15 protein-coding genes, 1 tRNA gene and 3 pseudogenes are annotated in these 21,992 nt (G+C 70.0%); 3 read left to right on the top strand and 16 right to left on the bottom strand.

Annotated elements, in window-relative coordinates; genetic code table 11:
• Positions 1-651: DUF305 domain-containing protein (locus ACRDSQ_RS16740; protein ID WP_431422237.1), on the top strand; the 651-nt coding region annotated here is incomplete at its 5' end.
• Between the two features lie 25 nt (positions 652-676).
• On the opposite strand, the gene ACRDSQ_RS16735 is transcribed toward ACRDSQ_RS16740, so the two are convergent.
• A complete protein-coding gene (locus tag ACRDSQ_RS16735) occupies positions 677-1,582 on the bottom strand; it encodes a cation diffusion facilitator family transporter (protein WP_431422236.1) in 906 nt (301 codons plus the stop codon).
• A gap of 188 nt (positions 1,583-1,770) precedes the next feature.
• Here ACRDSQ_RS16735 and ACRDSQ_RS16730 point away from each other — a divergent pair, with 188 nt between their 5' ends.
• Together ACRDSQ_RS16730 and ACRDSQ_RS16725 are read left to right on the top strand one after the other, a co-directional pair.
• Entirely contained in the window at positions 1,771-2,997 is a 1,227-nt protein-coding gene (locus tag ACRDSQ_RS16730; RefSeq protein WP_431422234.1) for a lytic transglycosylase domain-containing protein, read from the top strand.
• A gap of 62 nt (positions 2,998-3,059) precedes the next feature.
• Positions 3,060-3,131: transfer RNA gene (locus ACRDSQ_RS16725), tRNA-Arg, on the top strand.
• Between the two features lie 872 nt (positions 3,132-4,003).
• On the opposite strand, the pseudogene ACRDSQ_RS16720 reads toward ACRDSQ_RS16725, so the two are convergent.
• From ACRDSQ_RS16720 to ACRDSQ_RS16650, 15 genes and pseudogenes are all read right to left on the bottom strand, one after another.
• Positions 4,004-4,747: pseudogene (locus ACRDSQ_RS16720) on the bottom strand (recombinase family protein); the annotation flags it as partial.
• A 311-nt stretch (positions 4,748-5,058) separates the two neighbouring features.
• On the bottom strand, positions 5,059-5,439 hold the full coding sequence (locus tag ACRDSQ_RS16715; protein ID WP_431422233.1) for a hypothetical protein: 381 nt from the start codon (positions 5,437-5,439) through the stop codon (positions 5,059-5,061).
• Positions 5,440-6,434: 995 nt separating this feature from the next.
• Positions 6,435-6,662, bottom strand: coding sequence for a hypothetical protein (locus ACRDSQ_RS16710; protein WP_431422231.1), 228 nt, complete (start codon positions 6,660-6,662; stop codon positions 6,435-6,437).
• Positions 6,662-6,982 carry a hypothetical protein gene (locus ACRDSQ_RS16705; protein WP_431422230.1) on the bottom strand — a complete coding sequence of 107 codons (321 nt, stop codon included), beginning with the start codon at positions 6,980-6,982 and terminating at the stop codon, positions 6,662-6,664. The genes ACRDSQ_RS16710 and ACRDSQ_RS16705 overlap by 1 nt, the downstream gene beginning before the upstream one ends.
• Complete coding sequence (locus ACRDSQ_RS16700; RefSeq protein WP_431422229.1) at positions 6,979-7,446, bottom strand: ESX secretion-associated protein EspG; 468 nt, start codon at positions 7,444-7,446, stop codon at positions 6,979-6,981. Before ACRDSQ_RS16700 ends, ACRDSQ_RS16705 begins: the two co-directional genes overlap by 4 nt.
• A gap of 18 nt (positions 7,447-7,464) precedes the next feature.
• Positions 7,465-7,824, bottom strand: coding sequence for a hypothetical protein (locus ACRDSQ_RS16695; RefSeq protein ID WP_431422228.1), 360 nt, complete (start codon positions 7,822-7,824; stop codon positions 7,465-7,467).
• Positions 7,825-8,239: 415 nt separating this feature from the next.
• Positions 8,240-12,322 (bottom strand): alpha-(1->3)-arabinofuranosyltransferase domain-containing protein, encoded by a 4,083-nt coding sequence (locus ACRDSQ_RS16690; RefSeq protein ID WP_431422226.1) that lies wholly within the window; start codon positions 12,320-12,322, stop codon positions 8,240-8,242.
• A 28-nt stretch (positions 12,323-12,350) separates the two neighbouring features.
• Positions 12,351-13,103 (bottom strand): class I SAM-dependent methyltransferase, encoded by a 753-nt coding sequence (locus tag ACRDSQ_RS16685; RefSeq protein ID WP_431422225.1) that lies wholly within the window; start codon positions 13,101-13,103, stop codon positions 12,351-12,353.
• A gap of 10 nt (positions 13,104-13,113) precedes the next feature.
• Positions 13,114-14,826 (bottom strand): substrate-binding and VWA domain-containing protein, encoded by a 1,713-nt coding sequence (locus tag ACRDSQ_RS16680; RefSeq protein WP_431422224.1) that lies wholly within the window; start codon positions 14,824-14,826, stop codon positions 13,114-13,116.
• A 147-nt stretch (positions 14,827-14,973) separates the two neighbouring features.
• The gene (locus ACRDSQ_RS16675) at positions 14,974-16,779 is read right to left on the bottom strand and encodes a hypothetical protein (RefSeq protein WP_431422223.1); all 1,806 of its coding nucleotides are present in this window, start codon (positions 16,777-16,779) and stop codon (positions 14,974-14,976) included.
• An 80-nt stretch (positions 16,780-16,859) separates the two neighbouring features.
• Positions 16,860-18,548 (bottom strand): substrate-binding and VWA domain-containing protein, encoded by a 1,689-nt coding sequence (locus tag ACRDSQ_RS16670; protein ID WP_431422222.1) that lies wholly within the window; start codon positions 18,546-18,548, stop codon positions 16,860-16,862.
• A 57-nt stretch (positions 18,549-18,605) separates the two neighbouring features.
• The gene (locus ACRDSQ_RS16665; protein ID WP_431422220.1) at positions 18,606-20,408 is read right to left on the bottom strand and encodes an AMP-dependent synthetase/ligase; all 1,803 of its coding nucleotides are present in this window, start codon (positions 20,406-20,408) and stop codon (positions 18,606-18,608) included.
• A gap of 172 nt (positions 20,409-20,580) precedes the next feature.
• Positions 20,581-20,751: pseudogene (locus tag ACRDSQ_RS16660) on the bottom strand (helix-turn-helix domain-containing protein); the annotation flags it as partial.
• A 34-nt stretch (positions 20,752-20,785) separates the two neighbouring features.
• Positions 20,786-21,022, bottom strand: coding sequence for a proprotein convertase P-domain-containing protein (locus ACRDSQ_RS16655; protein WP_431422238.1), 237 nt, complete (start codon positions 21,020-21,022; stop codon positions 20,786-20,788).
• A gap of 135 nt (positions 21,023-21,157) precedes the next feature.
• Positions 21,158-21,949: pseudogene (locus ACRDSQ_RS16650) on the bottom strand (S1 family peptidase); the annotation flags it as partial.
• Positions 21,950-21,992: the final 43 nt, after the last annotated feature.

Here is a 21,992-nt window from a genome sequence, read left to right as displayed (position 1 = left end):
ACGCCGGAGAGCACGAAGCGCAAGATCTTCGTGCTCTCCGGCGCCGCTTTGGCGGTCCTGCTGGTCGGCGCGGCGGTGGGCATGCTGATCACGCTGTCGGTCGTGCGGCAGGCGAGCACCCCGACGGCCGAGTCGGTCGACGTCGGGTTCGCCCAGGACATGCAGGTCCACCACCTGCAGGCGGTCACGATGGCCAACTGGGCGCGGGACCACACGACGGACCTGTCGGTGAAGAGCCTCGCGTTCGACATCGAGCAGACCCAGCTCGGCCAGATCGGCGCGATGAGCGGCTGGCTCGACATCTGGGGCCAGCCGGAGCAGGCACCCGAGCCGGGGTACATGGCGTGGATGGCCGCGGGCAGCCACGGACACACCACTGAGGCGTCCGGCGGGGTGCGGACCATGCCCGGCATGGCCACCAGCCAGGAGATCGCCAAGCTGCGCACGCTCACCGGGCGCGAGCTGGACGTGTACTTCCTGCAGCTGACGCTGCGTCACCACGCGGGCGGCCTCGACATGGCGCGCTACGCCAGCGAACACGCGGCGACGTCGCAGGTGCGCAACCTGTCGGAGAAGATCCTCAAGGGCCAGGCCAGCGAGATCAAGGTGCTCGAGTCGATGCTCGCCGAGCGCGGCGCGAAGCCTCTCTAGCACCCGCACTTCGAGACAGGGTCAGCTACCAGGAGAGCTCTTGGCACCGCGCGTTCGGCGACTCCACCTGAAGCGTGGCGTGCTCTAGGCCGTAATCGACGGTAAGCAGCTCTTGGGCCGCACGCAGAACCTCGGCCTGGTCGGCGTCGGCGGTGATCGTCAGGTGGGCGGAGGCGACCTCCATGCCCGAGGTGAGCGTCCAGACGTGCACGTCGTGCACCTCGGCCACGCCGGGGACGGCACAGAGTCGCTTGGTCAACTCCTCGACGTCGACCCGCTCGGGCGCGTGCTGGAACAGGATGTGCAGCGCGCGGCGGGCCAGCCCCCACGTGCGCGGCAGGACCCATAGGCCGATGGCGACGCCCACGATCGGGTCGGCGTAGCGCCACCCGAACAGGATGGTCACCAGCGCACTGATCAGGACGCCGACGGAGCCGATGAGGTCGGCCAGGACCTCCAGGTAGGCGCCGCGGACGTTGAGGCTGTCCTTGGCGCCGTCGCGCAGAAGCAGGAACGAGACGATGTTGGCGGCCAAACCGGCCAGCGCGGCCAGCAGGACGGGCACGCCGGGGACCGCGGGTGGGTTGTCGAAGCGCTGCACGGCCTCATAGACGACGTAGCCCGCGACTCCGAAGAGCAGCACCGCGTTGGCCAGCGCGGCGAGGACCTCAGCGCGGTAGAGCCCGAAAGTCCGGTGAGACTTCGCCTTGGCCCGCCGCGCCACCATGATCGCGGCAAGGGCCAGACCGACCCCCACGACGTCGGTCAACATATGCGCGGCATCGGACACCAGGGCCAGCGAAGAGGTCGCGAACCCGACGACGAACTCAACCACCATGATCGCCGCGGCGATGGCGAAGGCGGCCCACAACCGGCCCGCCATCCGTCCCGAAGCGCTGGCCGCCGTGCCGTGTCCGTGCCCGTGCCCCATGTCCCCAACCCTTCGTCGTCGCCGTCATATTGTCACATGCGCATGAATGCACAAGCCACTCGGACGGGGTCCGTTCACCACCCGAAGGAGGGGTACCCACGCGTGGCCAGCGGTTTCCTGGTCGGCGGGCTGGTAGACGGGTGATGCGGGTAACACACACCGGATCGTCACATGGAATGAGGCAGTGCGTGCGCTCTCGATCCCTTAGGCCCCACCGAGTCCGTCCGACCACAGCGCTCGCCCTGATCACCCTCTGCCTCGCGGGAGCGGCCACCCGGGCCTCGACACCGGCGGAAGTCCACGTCCCGCGCAGGCTCGTTCCGGAGCCGATCCCGGTCCGGGTCCAGCCCGCTGTTCCCGTTCCGAAGGCACCCGTCCAGGCGGCCGCACCGGTCGAGCAGCTGGCGGTGGTCGTCCCGGTCACCTTCACCCAAACAGGTATCCCCGCGAACCTCCTCGCCGCCTACCGCTCGGCGGAGACGCTCCTCGCCCGAACCCACGGCGGCTGCGCCCTGCGCTGGTACCACTTGGCAGGCATCGGCCGCGTCGAGTCCGGCCACGCCCGCGGCGGCCGCGCCGACGCCTCAGGCAACACGTCGCCGCGAATCCTCGGGCCGGCCCTGTCCGGCGGCCCCGGCATGGCCACCATCCCCGACACCGACGGCGGCACGCTCGACGGAGACCGGGCATGGGACCGCGCGGTCGGCCCGATGCAGTTCATCCCCACCACCTGGGCCGTCTACGCGACCGACGGGAACGCCGACGGCACCACGAACCCCCACAACATCCACGACGCCACCGCGGCGGCAGGCCGCTACCTCTGCTCAGGCGGGATGGACCTGTCCAACCCGTCGGATTTGAACGCGGCGGTGTACCGCTACAACCGCTCGACCGAGTACGTCTCGACGGTCCTGATGTGGATGCACCGCTACTCCCAAGGAGCAACCCCCCTCCCACCCCACCCCCCAACCCCGGCGCGCGCGGACCTTCCCCTCGACCCACCCCCACCCCCGGACATCCCGCTCCCAGAGCCCCTGCCGACCCCCAAGCCAGACCCGACGCCCCTCCCCAGTCCAACTCCCCCGGACCCCATTCCGCTGCCCGAACCAACCCCCGCCCCACCCCCGGACTGCGACACCGTGGTGGACGCCCTCCCCCCCATCGGCGGCGATGTCCTCACCGGATGCCCCACACCGCCCGAGACGCCATCCCCATCGCAATCCCCGTCGCCGCCCGCGGAGCCACCGGTCGACGAGACCCCGAGCCAGCCCACGCCCGAGCCGACACCTCAGCCCACACCCGAGCCGAGCGCCGAACCCACCCCGGAACCGGTGCCCACCCCTGTTCCCGAGGCCGTCGTCAGCCCGACCACGGAACCCGTCGCGACCCCACAGCCCGAACCCACCAACCCATAGCCGCCCAATTTCAGCCCCCACTCCCACGTGCGCTAGGCTTCACCAAGTCGCGCGAGCGATGGGCCCCCGTAGCTCAGGGGATAGAGCACCGCCCTCCGGAGGCGGTGGCGCAGGTTCGAATCCTGCCGGGGGCACGTACAGCATCTACACAAGCAGCGCCTGCCGTCTGAGCAGGCGTTTCTTGTGTAGTCATGGTTTCGGTGATCCTTTCCGCCGTTTCGGCGATGTGGGGCAGTTGGTCTGCTGGCAGTGTGATGGTGATGGTGACGTGGTCGCTGTCGTCGTGTAGCCGGATGGTGAGCTGGGTGATCTCGAACAATGCCCGCAGCAGCGGTTCGGGCGCGTCGGCAAGGTTGAGCGCCAGGTGGGGCAGCGCGTCGAGTAGCGCCGCGTCTGCGGGGCTGGGGCGGGTGGGTTCGGTGTGCTCTGTTGCGTCGAGTTGGGCGATGGCGGCGAGTGCGGCGGTCTTCTCGGCGTCGAGGTCGTTGTAGGTGCCGCGTAGTGCCTTGGTGAACGGGTCGTCCGGATCGCCGTCCTGGGCCTGGCGGAGCACGGCGTTCTGCCGCCGCGCCACGTCAGCCACGGTCCGTTGGAGCCGTTCGCGTTCGGCGTGCCGTTCACGCGCCGCGCGGTCATCGACCCCGGCGAGGTCGGCGGCGAGGATGTCGCGGCGTTGCGGGCCGAACACCCGGTCGGCGAAGAACCTGGAGACGGCGTCGAGGGTGGCGTCTTCACGGAGGTAGACGGCCTTGGCGTGGCCCCGGTATTTGTCGGGGCGGCCTCGGTTGTTGTTGCGTGGCCAGCACAGGTAGTAGGCGGCACCGTGGCGTTGGTTGCCGAACATGCGCCGCCCGCACCCGTCGATGATCATTCCCCGGAACAGGTAGGTGCGTCGCGTCGCCGGGTGAGTATTGAACCCGTCGCCCTGCCGCGAGCCGCGTCGGGCGTGGCGGCGGGCGTTGAGTTCGTCCCACATCCACTTCGGGATCAACGGTTCGTGGGCGGGTTCGGTGGACCACACCCACTTGACCGGGTCGTTGACCTTCCCGTGCCGCGACCGCGTCGCGCGCCGGTTGTACACCTGGTAACCGGTGTACTTGGGGTTGCGCAGAACATCGGAGACACTGGATTTGCCCCACGCGCCGCGCGCCCTCGTCTTGCCTGGCGGCTCCGGCGGCGGGTACTTGACGGGGTCGGCGTTGAGGCGCTCGGCGATGGTGTCGTAGCCGAGACCTTCGTGGTAGCGCCACAACGCGATCTGGGTGACCGTCTCCCCACGCACCCCGTCGGGCTCCAACCGGGTCTTGGTCAGCGCTTTGGCCGCTTTCATGGGGTTGGGGTGGCGCAACGTCTTCGCCTTGTACCCGTAGCAGGGTTTGCCGATGTTCCAGCCCTCGCGGACGTGGGTGCACAGCCCGCCCCAGGACTGCTCCAGGGTGTTCATCACCTCGTACTCGGCGACGCCCTGGTTGATCCGGCGGTGCAGGACCCGCTGCGCCCGGCTGCCGGTCACCATGATCGGCTCGTTCGCGGCGAACAGCGGCACCTCCGCCCGCTCCAGCTCCCGCTCGATCGACAGGCCCTCGTAGGCGCGGCGGGCAATACGGGAGATGGACTCGCCGATCACCACATCGAACCGCCGCCCCGGGTGGGCGGCCTCGCCCAGCAGGTCGGCGATGCCGCCATCGCGGGCGATCGGGATGTCGAACCGCTCATAGCCGGTGCCGTGGCCGCGCCGGTCCAACTCCATGCGCCCGGACTCGACGTCGTAAAAGTGCGCGACGATCACCCACGATTCGGGGATGGCGGTCTTGCAGTTCCCCAACTGCCGCACCAACGACTGACGCGGGTCCTGCTGATCCTCTGTGGAGGTTCGACCGAGGAACGCCACCCGCACCTCACCATCCAACAGGGCCACCGGCAACCCCAACGGCGACACCGCCATGTCCGAGAGCCCCGACGGCCCCGACACCGGCACACCCGCCGCCATGGCGTGCGCGGCACGAGCGGTGAGGCCCGGGGCGGGCGGATTCACGATCACCGGATCCTCGGGTGCGGGTGTCATCGGTCGTCACCATCCTCACAGGACAGATCATCGGTGTCGGCATCAGATTCGGATTGGTGGCGGGCGGCCCAGTCGAGACGATCACCGACCACGGCGGCGAACTCACCCCGGACACGGTCGGCGTCCGCACCGTGAATGTAGTTGATGTGCCCGGAATACCGGCGGTCCCCACCGCGTTTCCTGCCCTGATCATACCACCAAACCCGCTGGTCAGGCCCGGTTTCCGGCAGATTCGGGATACCGGTGATGTCGTCGTCGGGGGCGACTCGCGGGCGCGGGATCGCCGCGCCGGGATCACGCCGGGAACCCTGACGGTGATCATCGACGCCTTCTGGATCATGTTCGTGGTGGTGCGGGTTGTCCGCGTGCTCGTGCATGGCGGGCCTACCTCCGGTTGCCCGCGAACCCGCACAGCACGTGCAGGTTCGCCGGGCGCTGGTCAGCGGTCGGGGTCGCAACCGTCGATCAGCGAGAGCATGGGCCAGCCCTGGTCACCAAACCCGTGTCCCCGCGTGCGCGGGTCGGGGGTTCGGGTGCGCGCCCAATCCGGTGGGCGCGCTGCAACAGACTGACCGGCTCGGCTGTGACAACCGGCGACACCTCGACTCCCCAGGCGCCATTCGCGGCCAACCCCAGGGCCGGTGATCACCGGTCGACTGGACCCTCAACCAATCCGGGCGAGACTCTCACCGAGACCGGGTCGAGACAGGTCGAGACTGGTTGTCTCGTGTCGGTCTCGACACGGGTCTCGTTGTCTCGTCTCGGGCTCGGCTCAGGTCTCGCGCGGAGTCCCGATCGGACAGCTCGACGCAGGGTCCAGATTCCCTTGCCGCCAGACGTCCTCTGGCGACCACATCCTGTGCTGGAACGGGGATCAACTCGTCATGTCGGCACCTCAACTTCCTCAGGGGCAGGGTTCTACATCTCTCATAACCTGCGCCGACGCCCGTTTGGCGTCGTGCCATTCGCAAATAGTTACGCCGCCTGCGTCACGGACAGACGATCTACACCGCGCTGACAGATGATCTACACAGTGGACGGTCCGGCACTTCCCGGCAGTGCGCAGGACATCCCGGGCGCGAGGCTGGCGCTACCGATCGTCGTCGGCGGGGTCGCGGACCAGCGGCCGGTAGTGCTCGCGCAACCACGCCTCGCTGTGCCACACCCGCAAACCTCACGCTCCGCCACAACATGGCCGGTGCCGAGTCCCCGTTCGTAGGCGGCCAGGTCGGCCGACTCCAGAGCCCGGGTGATCCGATCGGCGTGCGCGGACGGGCGCGGCGGCGACCCACCCTCCCGCGCCGCCAGCAGACACGCCCCCCGATAAACCGTGCAGCAGCCCGCTGACCGCGTCGGCCGTCTCACCCATGGCCTACCGCAACGCCGACACCTCGGCCAGGTCATCCTCCAGGCCGTCGCGCAGCAACGTCAGCCGTTGCGCCGCGGCCACGGCGGTCTCACCGGTCCAACTCGGAGTCGCGCCGGCGGAGTCCACCTCGTCGGCCAACCCGAGCAACGCGGTGCACCGGCCGTTGAGGTCCCCCGTCGCGGTATGCAGCGGCTCGGCCGCCCACATCCGCACCTCCCCGAAGTCGGCCATCAGATAGGCCTCGCGTTGCCGCTGTCCCCACTGATGACCCGGAAATCCCGCGCCGCCGACTCTTCGTTGGCCGCGTAGGCGTCCGCCGACCACCCCAGCGCGTCGGCGTGACCGCCCATCGTTCCGTGCCAGTAATCCGCGGCCTGCCGCCACCTCACCTCCACGCGCGCCAACAGCTCGGTGGACCGCGACCCGACCATCGCCAACCGCACCCCGTCCAACACCCCAGCCTCACCGACCGCGCCCCGCTGCTGCGCGGCCGACCGCGCCGCACGTGACGCCGAACGAATCTCCTCGATCTGAACGTCGTACCCGCTCACGTTCGTCGCTCCCCCTGTCGGTGTCCGACCATCCCCACTCCCAGCGACCTGGGTCGGATGGTCGTGACGCGCGTTGCGAACCTGTGACGCGCGTTGTTCAGTCGCTCAGCGCTCGGTGCATCTCGTGGAGGCGGTCGGTCAGTGTCCGACGGTCGGCGGGCGCGATCACGACCCGGGTCTCCTCCTGGCGGACTGTGATTCAGCCAGCGGCCGTGCACAGTGTCGGCATAGCGCAACGGTTGCCGCGCGCTGTGGCGTCGGCCCGCCGGGCTCTGCCGTCCGTCCTCCGTGGACCGCATGTCGTCCACCGAGACGGTCACCGCCCGTCCGCGGCCAGCGGGCACCTCAGCGGTCTGCGCGACCAGCACGTCGGCGAGCCTCTCCGGTGCGATCCGCGCCAGTGACACCGCGTTCTCGTCGCGCACGGCCAGCACGGCGTTGCGGCCGGTCGCGGCCGTGAGCACCGGCCCGGCCCGCGCTGGCTACTCACGAGAAAGGTGAGAGTGTCGGAGATCCCCACCACAACCCCGCAGTAACCGCCGTCCCTGCGTGCGGCTCGGCTGATCACCGGCCGGCGGCTCGATCAAACGGATGATCCGGTCAAGGGTCTTGCCGTTGTCATCGATCTTGTCGCGCCGTTGCTCCCACCTCGCGATGAGCCCGTCGAGATCGGCCACACTGGCGATCGCGTAATGCCCGCCCGCACCGCCGCCGCCCACCGGCAGGTCCGCGCCACCGCCGAAGAACGGCGGAATCACCTTGATCACCTTGGCGACCACGACCTGCGCGTCAACCTGCTGATCGACTGATGGCGCTTGCTCGCCGCTGTTCCCCTCGGGCATTGCCCTTGCCTTCCTGTGCGACACCCCAAACCCCGAGCAGAGCATACCGACCCTACGAACACGGCCGGTCACGTTTGGTATCAGGCCAGGGCGCATACGGCGAAATTGAGTAGAACTACCTGCGCCGCGAATACCCGACTGGCCACCGGGGCGGGTCCATAACCGCCGGACCCTGCCGGTTCCCGCACCCGTCCAGTTCCGCCGTGCCGGCCGTGCCCGTCCATCTCGGCCCGCCCTGTGCGATGCCCCGGTCACCCCCGTTTCGGCGGCCTGGTGACTGGGGGCCACCAAGCAACGCCGCCGGACGCTCCGACGTTCCCCACTGATGCCAACGCCGCGAAACCGCCGCACGTCCCCCACCATGAGTGAATTCGCGTTTGTAAAGTTCCGCAAGTTGATGGCTCACGACACGTTCTCACACGTTTCCTGAACGGTCCTTGTCGAAGTAAGGGATTCTGGCTGCCACGACCGCCGCGATCGCGACGAGGATGGCGCCCTGGGCGGTGGCGCCGTAGGCCCATTCCTGGCCGTGGTCCAGGAGTCTGCCGAGGACCGCGGTGACCGTGGCCACCGTCATCCCGGTCGCCGCCAACGCCATCGAGATCGCCCGGCGGTAGGTGGGGAACAGGCTTCGCAGGAGCAGACAGGCGATCAGCAGGATCACCGCGAGCATTCCGCCCATGGTTGCCAGCAAGGCGACCAGGGCGATCGGGACCCAGCGTTCGCCCGCGGGAGCCGACGACAGGTCCGTGCGGCGTCGCGCGGGGGTCAGGACGAGGGCTGCCAAGCCCAGTACCGCGACCAGCCCGATCAGCAGTCGCAGGCGGTAGGAGGTGTCGGGGGCGAAGGTCAGGTTCACCGTCACCAGGCCGCCTTCGGGCAGGACCCACGCCTGCTGCCAGCCGTCGACCCTGGTTCGCGGCAGTGGTTGTCCGTCCACTGTGGCTTCCCAGCCGTCGTTCGCGTTCTCCGGGACCGCGAGCACGGCCTTCGGGCCCGCGGCGACGGTCAGCGAACGGGAGGCGGCTTCCCAGGACTTGATCTCCACCGCGCGCGCGTTCGGCGGCGGTGACGACAGCCCGACCGGGGTCAGCCACAGGTCCTGGACGATGAAGCTGTCCGACCGGTCCGTGCGCACCTCGTGTTCGTCGGCGCTCAGGTCGACGCCGCCCGCCAGGTCGGCGCACGTGCCCAGGGGCAGGGCGCGGTGGTTGTTCAGGTCGCCGAGGGTGCCGGAAACCGTGGTGGCGTAGTCGAACTGGTCGATCCGCAGGCTCGGGCCCGACCCGCAGGGGACGGTGAAGGGTGTGTCGGCGCCGATCCTCGGCAGGTCGGCGCCCGCCAGGGTGACGGTGCTGATGCCGGTGGGCTTGGCCTGATCCTCCTGGCGACTGCGGGTGATCTTGATGTCCGCCCGGTCCGTAGTGCCGTGGAAGTCCACGGTGCCATCGGTGAACACTGGCAGCCGCACGGTCCCTTCGACGCTCTGGATCTCCACTTCGGACGGTGCGACGGCGCCGGAATCGGGATGGGTGGCCAGGGTCAGGCCGGTGATGGCGGTTTGCTTGTCCCACTTGAGGCGCAGCACCGGGTACAGGTCGGTGTAGTCGGCGATCCACGTCGTCGCGGGGTCGTCGTCCACGGCGGCCAAAGGGCCCGCCGCCGGGTCGCCCGCGAGCTGGGTGGACGCGGACACGTCGAGGCCGGGCACCTTGACCGGGGCGCGGGCGCCCGCGGCGGGCAGGACCCGGCCGGAGACGGCGTACGTCGCGTCGGTCGATGTGCGGAACAGGCGGTGCACGCCGTCGGGTTCCTCGCCGAAGCGGGTCAGGCCGGAGTCGCAGCGGGTCTTGGCTTCCTCGCGGACACACGAGTAGCTGGGCAGCGCTCCTCGCGTGAATGCGAAAGCGGTGCGCTGGTCGGGTTTCGGCGCGACGTCGGCCGGGACCCGCAGGGCGCGCTGGGCTTCGACGCCGGGAATGGTGATCTCGGCGATGCCGACGTTGCCGGTGGTCCGGTCCGCCGCGACACCCAGGATCGTCACGCGCACGGTGCTGGTGAGGCCCGGGGCGACGGTGAACAGTTGCGGGTCCTGCCCGCGTTCGATGTCGCGGGTCACCGAGCCCTTGTCGGTGGTGATCTGCAGGCGGGTGACCGGCCAGCCCAGCCGGGAGTCGTCGACGACGCGCAGCGCGATCTGGTCGACCACGCGCGGGGTGTCGAGTTCGACCTCCAGCCACTGGCCCGTCGGGCCGCGCAGGCTCGACGACTGCCAGGCGGTGTACGGGTCGCCGTCGATCGCGGCGAACGGCATCGACGACGGGTCGGAGCCGCGGACCGCGTCGGCGAAACTGGCCGCCGAGGACGCCGTGACCCCGCGGATCCCGCGGTAGGTGGCCAGGGTCCGGTGCTCGATGCCCTCGAACGGCACCACGTCGATCGCGGGCCGCACCTGGCGGGCCTTCTCGTCCTCCGTCAGCGTCTGGCTCAGGTTGTCGCGCACCCGGCCGACGTTGCGCTCGCGGTACCGCAGCCCGTCGGTGACCAGCCATTCCCGCGCGTCGGGGGCACCGCCGTCGCCCGCCATCACGGTCGGCCGGGTCGGGTCGAGCTGCCCGGAGTCGAGCAGCGGCAGCAGCGACTCGGGTCCGCCGCTGACCGTGGCGACCTGGTCGCTGGGCACGGCCACGGCGAGCGGCACGGTCCGCTGGACCTCGTAGACCTCGATCGCCTGTGCCGCGGGCGCGTGCTCGTCGATGCCGGTGGTGCCCGCGCGGACCTCCGGGCCGAACCCGGCGACCTTCTCGATCCCCGGTGACCCGCGCAGTGCCGAACGCAGCATCGACAGCGGCGGAGCGCCCGTGGTGACCCGGTCGATGTCGTTGCGCAGCAACAGGTACCGGTGTCCGGAACGGGCCAGGAAGTCGGCCAGGCCGGGGGCGCCGCGGCCGTCGGCCAAGGCATCCTCCACCGCGTCCATCAGCCGGGTGTTGCCCTCGGAGCCGAGTGGGATCTGGCTGCGCAGCGCCCACGGCGCCCTGGCCAGCGACTGCGCGGGCTCGTCGATCGTGCGACCCCAGGTGTACTCGCCGAACCCGGTGCCCGGAATCAGCAGGGTTCGCGCGTCCTTGTCCTCCTCGGCGAGCCAGGTCATCGCCGTGCGCCAGTAGTCGGGGACCTCGTCCCATCCCGGACCCGGCCGCAGGGTGAACAGCCACGCGGGGGCGGCGGTGATCAGGACCAGCAGGAAGCCCACGGCGAGCCGGGCGCGCGTCGCCCACAGGCCGGAGGCCTTGCGGGCCAGACCGGGCAGCCGCCCGGAGATCGCGTGCATGAAGCCGAGCACCAGCGGCAGCCGCAGCCCGGGCTCGAACTTGTGGACGTTGCGCAGCGGCGCGAGCGGGCCGTCGAGCAGGGCCCGGACGGACTCGGAGAACGGGCTGTCGAGGGTGCCGACGTAGCCGATGGTCAGGAAGGTGACGCCGGCGACGACGCCGAGGGTGAGGAACAGCCGCTCCGGCAGCCGCGACCGGACCAGCCCGAGCAGCCCGATCGCGGCGACGACGCCGGTGGCCAGCATCAGGATCGGGTTGTCGATCAGCATGAACCCCGACGGCCACCATGGCGTGCCCTGCACGACGTAGGCGACCCACTGGTTCGTCCCGCGCAGCACCTGGAACAGCGATGTCGGCGTGGTCGTGTTGGTCGCCGACTCGACGTAGTCGACGAACGGGAGGCTGTACTCGCCGAGCAGGGCCAGCGGCAGGAACCACCACAGGACCGCGAGGACGACGCAGCCGAACCACCACAGCACCAGCCGCACGTGCTCGCGCGTCCACTGCCGGGTGAGCAGCCAAAGCCCGGGCAGCACCAGGGCGAGGACCACGACCGCGCCGTTGACCCCACCCATGCAGACGATCGCCAGCGCCGAGAGCCCGGCGGCGCGCCGCGGTGAGCCGATGCGCTCGACCCGGATCAGCGGAAGCAGCACCCACGGCAGCATGACCGCGGCCAGCATCTCCGCCGACAGGGGACCGATCTCGGTGAGCATCCGCGGCGCCAGCGTGTAGGCCAGCGCGCCCAGGTACCGGGCGGGCTCCGTGCCGATGCGCAGTGAGCGGGCCACGGCGAGGACACCGCCGAAGGCCAGGCACAGCAGCAGCCCGCACCACACCCGCTGCACGACCCACGGCGGCAGCCCGACGGCCTGGCCCAGTGCGAAGAACGGGCCCATCGGGAACAGGTAGCCGTAGGCCTGGTTCTGCAACTCCCCGCCGGTGGCGGCCGGGTTCCACAGGTGCAGCGCCCGGCCGAGGAACGCGATCGGGTCGACGGCGAGGTCGAGCTTGGTGTCGAACGTGGTCCGGCCGGGCCGCTGCAGGAAGGACAGCAGCATCAGCGCGGCCATCACCCACGCGGTGAGGCTGCGCGGCAGACCGGCCAGCCACGCGCGGATCCGCGCCTGCCGACCGTCGGTCGGTTCCCGCGTGCTCGCCATCGGAGGAATGTTAGGCCGAGCAGCCTGCTCAGTGTTCAGTCGTGCCACCCAGCTTGCGGATGACGTAGCGGCTCGACTGCCAATGCGTTTCCGGCTCGTCGGTCGTGATCGCCGCGACGACCTCGGCGCCGTGCGCGGACACCACGGCCGAGACCTTGGCGGGCGGCAGCGCGGTCATCCGCATCGGCGCGGGGTAGCGCAGCACGAGCTTCTGGCCGAGCCGGACCATCCGGTACGGCGCCAGCCGCCAGATCGTGCCCTTGAGTGTCCACAGCGGACGGGTCGTGCACTGCAGGACGGCCACGGCGCCCGGCCGCAGCACCCGGACGAACTCGGCCAGGTAGTCGGCGATGACCTTGGTGGGCAGGTGCTGCAGGACCAGCTCCGAGTACACCAGGTCGAAGCTGTTGCTGGTGAACACGTGCAGGTCGGGCACCTCGTTGAGGACGAACTGGCACTTCCCGTCGGTGCGGTCGAGCGCCCTGGCCGTCTCCAGCATCGGCACCGACACATCCACGCCGACCACCTCGTCGGTGTACTCGGCCAGCGCCTGGGACAGCCTGCCCGCCCCGCAGCCGAAGTCGAGCACCCGCGACCACTTGGTCGGCAGGCCAAGGCCGTGCAGCCAGTCGCGGGCCCGGGCGACGTCGCGTCTGCCCAGCTCCAGGAAGTCGTCGACCTCCCAGCGGCCGCCGCGCTTGTCGGTGGCGACGTGCACCGCCCACAGCGGGTCCTGCGCGCCGAGCTCGGTCCAGTCGCGTTTGACCTCTTCGAAACTCAAATGTCCGTCCTCAGCTTCCGGGCGTGGGCTTGCACGCGGGCGGTTGGCACAGGAGCTTGCTCAGCGCGGCGTAGAAGATCTCCGCGATCTTGGACGGGTCCGGGGTGGAGAAGGCCTGGCCGCCGGTCGCGGCGCTGATGGCCCGCAGTTCGCCGACGTCGATGTCGGGGCCGATGCCGATGCCGATGACCGCGATGGGCCGCTTCGGGTCGACCAGGCCCGCCAGTTCGGTGAGCAGCTGTTCGCGGCTGATGCCGTCGGGGTCCTCGTTCTTGCCGTCGGTCATGACGACGACGAGGTTGATCCGCCCCGGCTCCCAGTTCTGCCGGGCCGACTTGTAGGCGGCGAGCGTGCTGTCGTAGAGCCCGGTCGCGCCCTTGGTCTGGTTCTCGATGCTCCGCACGGTCGCGATGCCGTTCGCCGCCAGGTGCTCGCTGACCGGGCGGACCGGCAGCAGCTCCCGGTAGTCCTTGTCGCCGTCGAGGTTGGTGGAGAACACCCAGAGGCCGATCTTGGTGGTGCCCTTGAACAGGCGGATGCCCAGTTCGGCCGCGTCCAGGGTGACCGCCATCCGGGTCCGGCCGGTGCCCGGCACCTGCTGGGCCATCGACCCGGACACGTCGAGCAGGACCTGGATGCGGGCGCTGAGGTTCACCCCGGCCCACTCGTTGAGCACCCGGTCGACCTCGTCGGTGTCGGGCAGCGGGACCGGCGGCACTGGTTCGGCGGCGACGCGCTTGTCCTGCGAACGGTCGCGCAGGACCTCGCCGGCGGGGCCGCGGAAGCCCGCCGCACCCAGCAGGTCGCTCGCCTGCGGGCTCAGCATCCTCGACAGGAACCGTTCCGCCACCGTGCGCTTCTCGCCGGTCGTCGCGGGCAGCACGACGTACGGGTAGTCCAGCGACGGCGGCGGCGGGTCCGCGTACGCGGCGACGAGCTTGGTCGAGGTCTGCTTCACGTTGTGCCGCAGCACCGCGGTCTCCGAACTCGGGAAGGCCGAGAGCGGCGGGTGCGGGCCGGCGGTGCCGGGCAGCCGGGCGAACAGGTCCGAGGACTGGGGCACCGTGTTGGCCGAGAGCTTGCGGAGCATGGCTGTGATCGCCGTGGTTGCCTCTGTCGTATTGAGAGCGTCGTTGCCCTTGGGCTCGGAGACCAGGAACAGGGTCGACGCGCCGACCGGGTCGCGGGCCGGGTCGGGGAAGCCGAGCGCCTCCACGACCTTGGTGTCGGCGACCAGGTCGGCCCAGGTCGGGCTGGTCGCGGGCCAGCCGAACTGGCCCGCGAGGTCGTCGGTCACCGCGAGGACCACCGGCGAGGACGCGATCCGGGTGCCCTCGATCGGCGTCTGCCAGGCGCCGTTGGACTGCGCGCGGCGCAGCCAGAGCGTCGACTCGGGGATCCACACGTCGGGCGGCTCGGAACCGTCGGACACGGCCAGCGACTCCGCGACGCCCGCGGATTCCCGGCTGGTGACCCGCACGTCGTAGCAGTCGTCGCCCGCTTCGAGGATGTCCCGGCCGACCTGGGTGATCACCGGCGCGATGTCCGGCGACGCGGCGACGGTCAGCGACGTGACCCGATCGCAGTCCGAGGCGCCGAGGGTGTCGCGGAGGAAGTCGAAGCTGAGCCAGCCCACCAGGGCGGCGACGAGCAGGAGGCTCAGCGCCACCACGGATGACCGGTGCGTCGCCGCCCGGCCACCGCCTGGCGAGTGTCGCCCCATCCTCGATCCTCCTCCGACGCTTTCGTCGGAAGATACCCGCTATTTCATTCGCAATGAAGCGAATGTGCCATTTGGCGCAATTGTGACCGGGCCGCCGAATTTGATTGTGGGCGGGAACAAAGTGCATTGTCCTCGGGGACAACGCGACTATACAAGCGGTTCCCCGATGATGACCCCGACCAGGCAAGCTGCGGTGGCACCCGGCGCCCGACGGAGATCGATTCGGTCGAATTCGGCGTCGGTGACCAATTGCAACAAATGCACACCCTCCTGTAGCGGAACGGTGAATGACGCGCGGCCCGCGTTGATCGTCACGGGCCCGGCGGCGGAGGTGTAGTACTCCAGTCGGATGAGTCGTTTGCCCTTGACCGGGCCTGACAGCGGGACGAGCGTGGTCTGGTCGGTGACCGGGTAGCCGCATTCCGGCACCGGGCCGGGCTTGGCGACGACGGTGTTGACGACGCCCTTGACCTCCTGCGGCTTGCCCTGGCCGTCGAGCATGAAGATGGTCGCGGTCGGCTCGTCGAACCGGGGCGCGTCGGGGAGCAGTCCGATCACCCGCGACGCCCGGCCCTGGTCGCCGAACCAGTAGATCATCACGTTGCTCGGCACGGACGCGTCGTAGACGACCATGTCCGGCCGCAGCGCCGAGCCCGCGGTCCTTACGTAGGCGCGGGAAGCCGAGAACTGCAGGTTGGGGGAGAGTCGCACGGTGCTGACGGTGGCCCCGGCGAGCACAACGGCGGTCAGCGCGACCAGCCCGACGCGCAGGGAGCGGCCGGGGATCCGGGGCGGTCGCGCGCCGTCGGCGCCCAGTGGCGGCAGGTAGGCGAAGGCCGCGCACAGCACGAGGACTGGGACGGCGTCGGCGATGTAGCGGATGTCCAGGCCGATCAGCGGCCCGATCAGCGGCATTCGGGCCAGGGCCACCAGGACGACGTCGAGGACCAGGTAGCCGGCGAGCAGGGTCCAGGCCCAGGCCGCGCGACCGCGCCCGACGACCAGCCCGCCGACCACGACGGCGAGCGCGGCCAGGCCGCCCAGCAGCTTCAGCGCGGCCACCGGCTCGGCCAGCGCGGGTGAGCCCTCGTGCACCGAACTTCCCACCGGGAAGCCCAGCGTCGGGGTGAACAGGGTGTCGACCACCATCAGCCGGGCCAGTTCCACCACCTGCGCGCCGCTGATCTCGGTCTCGTGCACCGGAGCCGAGGCGAGTCCGAAGTAGACGACGGCGTAGACCGCCAGCAGTCCGAGGTGGACCAGCCAGAGCTTGCGGTGCGCGACCCAGGCTCGGGCGACGCCGGGGCCGAGCAGGACGGTGACGCCGAAGAGCAGGCCGACGAACAGGGCCGCCTTCTCGAAGAACGCCATGCCCACGACCGTCCACACCAGAGTGAGGATGGCGTCGCGGCGGCGTCCGGTGCGCAGGTAGCCGACGTGGCAGTACAGCGCGGAGAACATGGCCAGCAGCAACGGAAGCAGCTGCAGGGCGTAGGCCCACCACATGGTCGAGGCGAGGATCACCGGGGAGGCCGCGACCACGCCGAACGGCAGCAGCAGCGCCGCGCGCGGGCCGAAACAGCGCACCAGCAGCCGCCAGAACACCACGAGCGCGGCCAGGTGGACCACGAGCAGCGGAGCCATCGCGGCGGCGAAGTTCAGCGGCGCCACCGCGGTGACGACCCAGGCGACGAAGAACAGGCCGGGAGCGATGTGGCCGTTGTAGTTCTGGAACAGGTAGCCGACGTCGAGCGGACTGCCTTGCGCGGCAAGGTAAGTGATCAGGAAGTCGTCGTGCACGAAGAACCCGCCGAAGAGGAACCACAGGTGGATCCCGAACGGCACCCCCGCGATGACCGTGGCCGCGAGCCCGAGCCGCGAGGGCAACGGGATGGTCAGGGACCGCTCACGCACGTTCTTGTGCCTGCCGGTCGGGTGTTCGAGCATGGTCAACGCGAGCGCCCCCTCAGTTCAAGCCCCCCGACCCGCGCCTAGTTCACCTGAATGGACCGCTCAGAGCAAACTCCGCCAGGTCACGATCCTGGCTTGCAGGTCGGTGGCTGGCAGAGGAGCTTGCTCAGCGCCGCGTAGAAGATGTCGCCGATCTTGGTGGGGTCCGGGGTGGTGAAGGCCTGGCCGCCGGTGGCCTTGGAGATCGCGTCGAGTTCGGCGACGTCGATGTCCGGGCCGATGCCGATGCCGACGACCACCAGGGGGCGGCGCGGGTCCTGCAGCTTGGCCAGTTCGGCGAGGAGCTGTTCGCGGGTGATGCCGTTGGGGTCCTCGTTCTTGCCGTCGGTCAGGACGACCACCACGTTGATCCGGCCGGGCTCCCAGTTCGCCCGGCCCGACTGGTACGCGGCGAGGACGCTGTCGTAGAGGCCGGTCGCGCCACCCTGGATGGACTTGACGTCGCGCAGCTTCGCGATCGCGCCGCCGGCTTTGTGGTCGGTGACCGTCTCGACGGGGAGCAGTTCGCGGTAGTCCTTGTCGCCGTCGAGGTTGGTGGAGAACAGCCAGATGCCGAATCTGGTCGTCGGCCGGAACAGGCCGATCCCGAGTTCCGCCGCGCGCAGGGTGACGGCCATCCGGTCCATTCCGGTGCCGGGCACCGGTTCGGCCATGGAGCCGGACACGTCGAGCAGCACCTGCATCCGGGAGTTCAGGTTCACCCCGGCCCACTGGTTGAGCAGCTGGTCGACGTCGGCCGACGCGGGCAGCGGCACATACTCGATGGGCGCCACCGACGTGCGCTTGTCCTGGGACCGGTCCCGCAGCGCTTTGCCGTCCGGGGCGCGGAAACCGGCGTCGGCGAACGACGTCACCGCCGCGGGGTCCAGCAGCTTGTCGAGGAACTTCTGGGCCAGGTCACGCTTGGCGCCGCTCGCCTTCGGCAACACCGTGTACGGGTAGTCCAGCGACGGCACGGCCGGGTCGGCGTAGGACGCGACCAACTGGCTGTCCGACGACTTCACGTTGTGCCGCAGCAGCGCGTTCTCCGAGGTCGGGAACGCACCCAGCGGCTCGGCGGCGCTGGTCCCACCGGGCAGCCGCAGGAACAGGTCCGACCCCTGCGGCAGCGTGTTCACCGAGAGCCGCCGCAGCAGCGCGGTGAGCGCGGCGCCCTGATCCGCGGCCGTGCCGGTCAGCGCGCGCACGCCGTGGAGCGTGGACACGCCGACCGGGTCGCGCGACGGGTCGGGCAGACCCACGGAGATGTCGTTCTGCCCGAGCACCTCCGCCCAGGTGGGCTGCTTGCCCGGCCAGCCCAGCGCCGACGCGGTGTCGTCGGTCAGGGCCAGCACGACCGGCGACGACGCCACCGACGTGCCGGTCACCGGGGTGTTCCATGCGCCCTTGTCCTGGGCGCGCTGCAGCCACAGGGTCGACTCCGGGATCCACGCGTCGGGCAGCTCCCCGCCGTCCGAGAGGGCCAGCGACTCCGCGGTGGCCGCCGAGTCGCGGCTGGTGACCACGACCCGGAAGCAGGCCTCCGGGTCGGCCTCAGCCGCCCGCTTGCCCGCCTGGTCGACGATGCCCGACACGTCCGGCGCGGCCGTGACCTGCAGAGACACCGTCTCGGCGCACTCGGGGCCGCCGAGCCGGTCGGAGATGAAGCCGAACGCGAACCACCCCCCGATGGCGAGCACCAGCAACCCGGCCAGCAGCATCACTGGTGACCGGGTCGCCTTCGCCCTCGTGGCCGACGAATGCCGTCCCATGCGAGTCGCGCCTCTCGGGGTTCGACTGGATCCTCGGAGCCTGACCCGAGCGGTGGCCTATGAATAGAGGCTGTCGACCTCGGCGCCGAAGTCCTTCATGATCACGCGGCGCTTGAGCTTCAGCGACGGCGTGAGGTGACCGGTCTCGGGGCTGAACTCGGTGGCCAGGATGCGGAACTTGCGCACCGACTCCGCCGTCGACACCGCCTGGTTGCCCTCGTCGACGGCCTTCTGGATCTCGGCGACCAGGTCGGCGTCGTCCACCAGGTCGGCCAGCGTGGCCTCGGCGGGCTTGTCGACCGTGGTCTTCCAGTAGGTGAAGTAGTCCGGGTCGACGGTGATCAGCGCGGCGATGTACTTCTGCCCGTCGCCGACGACCATGGCCTGCGCGACCAGCGGGTGCGAGGCGATCCGGTCCTCGATGACCGCGGGGGCGACGTTCTTTCCGCCGCTGGTCACCAGGATCTCCTTCTTCCGGCCGGTGATCGACAGGAAGCCCTCGTCGTCGAGCGAGCCGAGGTCGCCGGAGGCGAACCAGCCGTCGGCGTCGATGACCTCGGCGGTGGCCGCGTCGTTGTTCCAGTACCCCTTGAAGACGACCCCGCCCTTGATCAGGACCTCGCCGTCCTCGGCGATCTTGACCGCGGCGCCCGGGATGGGCTGCCCGACGGTGCCCGCCTTGAAGTTCGTCGGCGCGTTGACCGTGGAGGCGGCGGTCGTCTCGGTGAGGCCGTAGCCCTCCAGGACGGTCAGGCCGACACCGCGGTAGAAGTGGGTGAGTCGAAGGCCGAGCGCGGCGCCACCGGAGATGGCGTACTTCGCCTTGCCGCCCAGGGCCGCGCGCAGCTTGCTGTAGACCAGCTTGTCGAAGATGGCGTGCTTGACCTTCAGGCCGAGCCCGGCCTTGCCCTCGGCCTCGCTGTAGGCGATCGCGGTGGCCGCGGCGGCGTCGAAGATCTTGCCCTTGCCCGCGGCGTGTGCCTTCTGCCGGGAGCCGTTGTAGACCTTCTCCAGCACGTAGGGCACCGACAGGATGAAGGTCGGGTTGAAGCTCGCCAGGTCGTCGAGCAGCTTCTTGACGTCGGGGCCGTGGCCCATGGTGGCGCGGGCGTAGACGCAGCCGACCTGCACCATCCGGCCGAACACGTGCGCGATCGGCAGGAACAGCAGGGTCGCGGCGTCCTCGGTGCTGCCCAGGCCGCGGAACAGCGGGCCAAGCACGTCGGTGGCGGCGGCGCACTCGGCGAAGAAGTTGTCGTGGGTCAGGACGCAGCCCTTGGGCTGCCCGGTGGTGCCCGAGGTGTAGATGATCGTGGCGACGTCCTCGGACTTCACGCCCGCGCGGCGCTCCTCGACGGCGGCGGTGTCCACGTCGACGCCCGCGGCGACGATCTTGTCGATCGCGCTGTCCTCGATCTGCCACACGCTCTTGAGCGCGGGCATGGCGTCGCGGATGGCGTCGACCCGGGACTGGTGCTCGGCGTTCTCCACGATCACCGCGACCGCGCCGGAGTCGGACATGATCCACTCGATCTGCTCGGCGGACGAGGTCACGTAGATCGGCACCGGGACCGCGCCCGCGGCCCAGATCGCGAAGTCGAGCAGGGTCCACTCGTAGCGGGTGGCGGCCAGGATGGCGACTCGGTCGCCCGCGCCGACACCGGAGGCGATGAGGCCCTTGGCCACGTCGAGGACCTCGCCGAGGAACGCGGTGGCGGTGACGTCGGTCCAGTCGCCCGCGGCCGAGCGGCGGCGGAACGCTACGTAGTTCGGGTCTTCCTTCGCGTTGGTGTAGACCAGGTCGGCGAGGCCGCCGGCCTCATCTCGCTTGGCGACGGCAGGGACGGCGAACTCGCGCATTAGCTACTCCTCCGGGCACAGAACCGCAGGCAGGTCGAGTCACCGGCACTGACCTCGCCCGCTACCTATCGGTAACTTTGTCGGTATCTTGCCTGTATCGCTCTCGCTCGGCTAGAGGACGATGACAAATCGGTACCTGCTGTCCATTTACGGACAGTGTGTAGTGGACTGACTACGAACGCTCGGCGAGACCGGTGCGGAAAGTTCGGCGGTACGTGTCCGGCGGGACACCCACCGTGGCGTGGAAGTGCCTGCGCATCGTCGTCGCCGTGCCCATGCCGGTGTTCGCGGCGATCAGGTCGACGCTGTCGTCGGTAGTCTCGAGGAGTTCCCGCGGGTCCCGACCAGGACCGGGGGGCCTGGTCGGGACCGCGCACTCAGAAGGTCAGCTTCCAGCTATCGATGTAGCCGGTGTCGTAGCTGTACACGTCGCGCACCTGGAGTTTCCAGGTGCCGTTGGCGACCTCGGTGGACGCGTTCACGGTGTAGGAGGTGATCACGTTGTCGGCGGAGTCGCTGCTGCTGGAGTTCTTCATCCGGTAGACGGAACCGTCCGGGGCGACCAGGTCGATCACCAGGTCACCGCGCCAGGTGTGCTTGATGTCGACGCCCACCTGCAGGGCCGAGGGGGCGTTGCCGGTGACGCCGGAGACGGCGATCGAGCTGGTCACCGCGCTGCCCGCGTCGGGGATGTTGACGTTGTTGGTGTTCTCGAAGACCTTGCCGGTGGGCGGGGGAGTGGTGCCGCCGAGTTCGTCGGCCTTCGCCTTGATGGCCGCCGAAAGCGCGCTCACCTCGGCGTAGACGCCAGGGTAGTTCGGGCGGGCGCAGCCCTGGCCCCAGGAGACGATGCCGACCTGGATCCAGGCGTTGTTGGCGTCGCGGCGGACCATCGGGCCGCCGGAGTCGCCCTGGCAGGTGTCGACCCCGCCCTGGGTGTAGCCCGCGCAGATCTCGACCGCGGGCTTCAGCGAGGGGTAAGACGACTTGCACGAGGTGTCGTTGACGAACGGGACGTCCGCCTTGAGCATGTACCGCTGCTGGCTGCCGCCCTCGGACGCGGCGCCCCAGCCCATGACGGTGAACATGCCGTCGTCGTAGGCGTTGGTCATCGCGATCGGCAGCTTCGCCGCGCCCGTGATCGGGCTCGACAGCTTGATCAGCGCCCAGTCGCCGCCCGCGGACGTCGAGTAGCCCGGGTTCTTGTAGACGTAGGAGGACGTGCGCTTGATGGCGCTGGTGCTCTGCAGGTCGACCACGCCGTAGGTGACGGTGATGCCCGTGTTGTTGCCCGTGCCGCTCACACAGTGGGCGGCGGTGAGGACCAGCGAGTCGGAGTACATCGCGCCGCCGCAGCCCATCGAGAGCCGGACCATCCAGGGGAATTCGCCTTGCGCCGCCGGGGTTCCGCCGACGACCTGCGGGGAGACCGGAGAGTCGCTGTCCGACGGCGGCTGGGCGCCGAGGGCCTGCCCCGTCGACATGCCCACGATGGCGGCGGCTCCGACGACCACCATCGCGGTCCTGCGTAACGTCCTCATCCAGTTGCGCTCGAACAATTCCGCCTCCCCGAAAATTTTAAGG

The sequence above is a fragment of the Actinokineospora sp. genome, assembly GCF_050699995.1.
Taxonomy (GTDB): domain Bacteria; phylum Actinomycetota; class Actinomycetes; order Mycobacteriales; family Pseudonocardiaceae; genus Actinokineospora.
This window is presented reverse-complemented; position numbering and strand designations above follow the sequence as displayed.

Coding starts and splice junctions, on each gene's coding strand:
- ACRDSQ_RS16735 (WP_431422236.1), bottom strand. CDS start 1,582: ATGGGGCACGGGCACGGACACGGCACGGCGGCCAGCGCTTCGGGACGG.
- ACRDSQ_RS16695 (WP_431422228.1), bottom strand. CDS start 7,824: ATGCCCGAGGGGAACAGCGGCGAGCAAGCGCCATCAGTCGATCAGCAG.
- ACRDSQ_RS16670 (WP_431422222.1), bottom strand. CDS start 18,548: ATGGGACGGCATTCGTCGGCCACGAGGGCGAAGGCGACCCGGTCACCA.
- ACRDSQ_RS16715 (WP_431422233.1), bottom strand. CDS start 5,439: ATGCACGAGCACGCGGACAACCCGCACCACCACGAACATGATCCAGAA.
- ACRDSQ_RS16665 (WP_431422220.1), bottom strand. CDS start 20,408: ATGCGCGAGTTCGCCGTCCCTGCCGTCGCCAAGCGAGATGAGGCCGGC.
- ACRDSQ_RS16680 (WP_431422224.1), bottom strand. CDS start 14,826: ATGGGGCGACACTCGCCAGGCGGTGGCCGGGCGGCGACGCACCGGTCA.
- ACRDSQ_RS16690 (WP_431422226.1), bottom strand. CDS start 12,322: ATGGCGAGCACGCGGGAACCGACCGACGGTCGGCAGGCGCGGATCCGC.
- ACRDSQ_RS16710 (WP_431422231.1), bottom strand. CDS start 6,662: ATGGCCGACTTCGGGGAGGTGCGGATGTGGGCGGCCGAGCCGCTGCAT.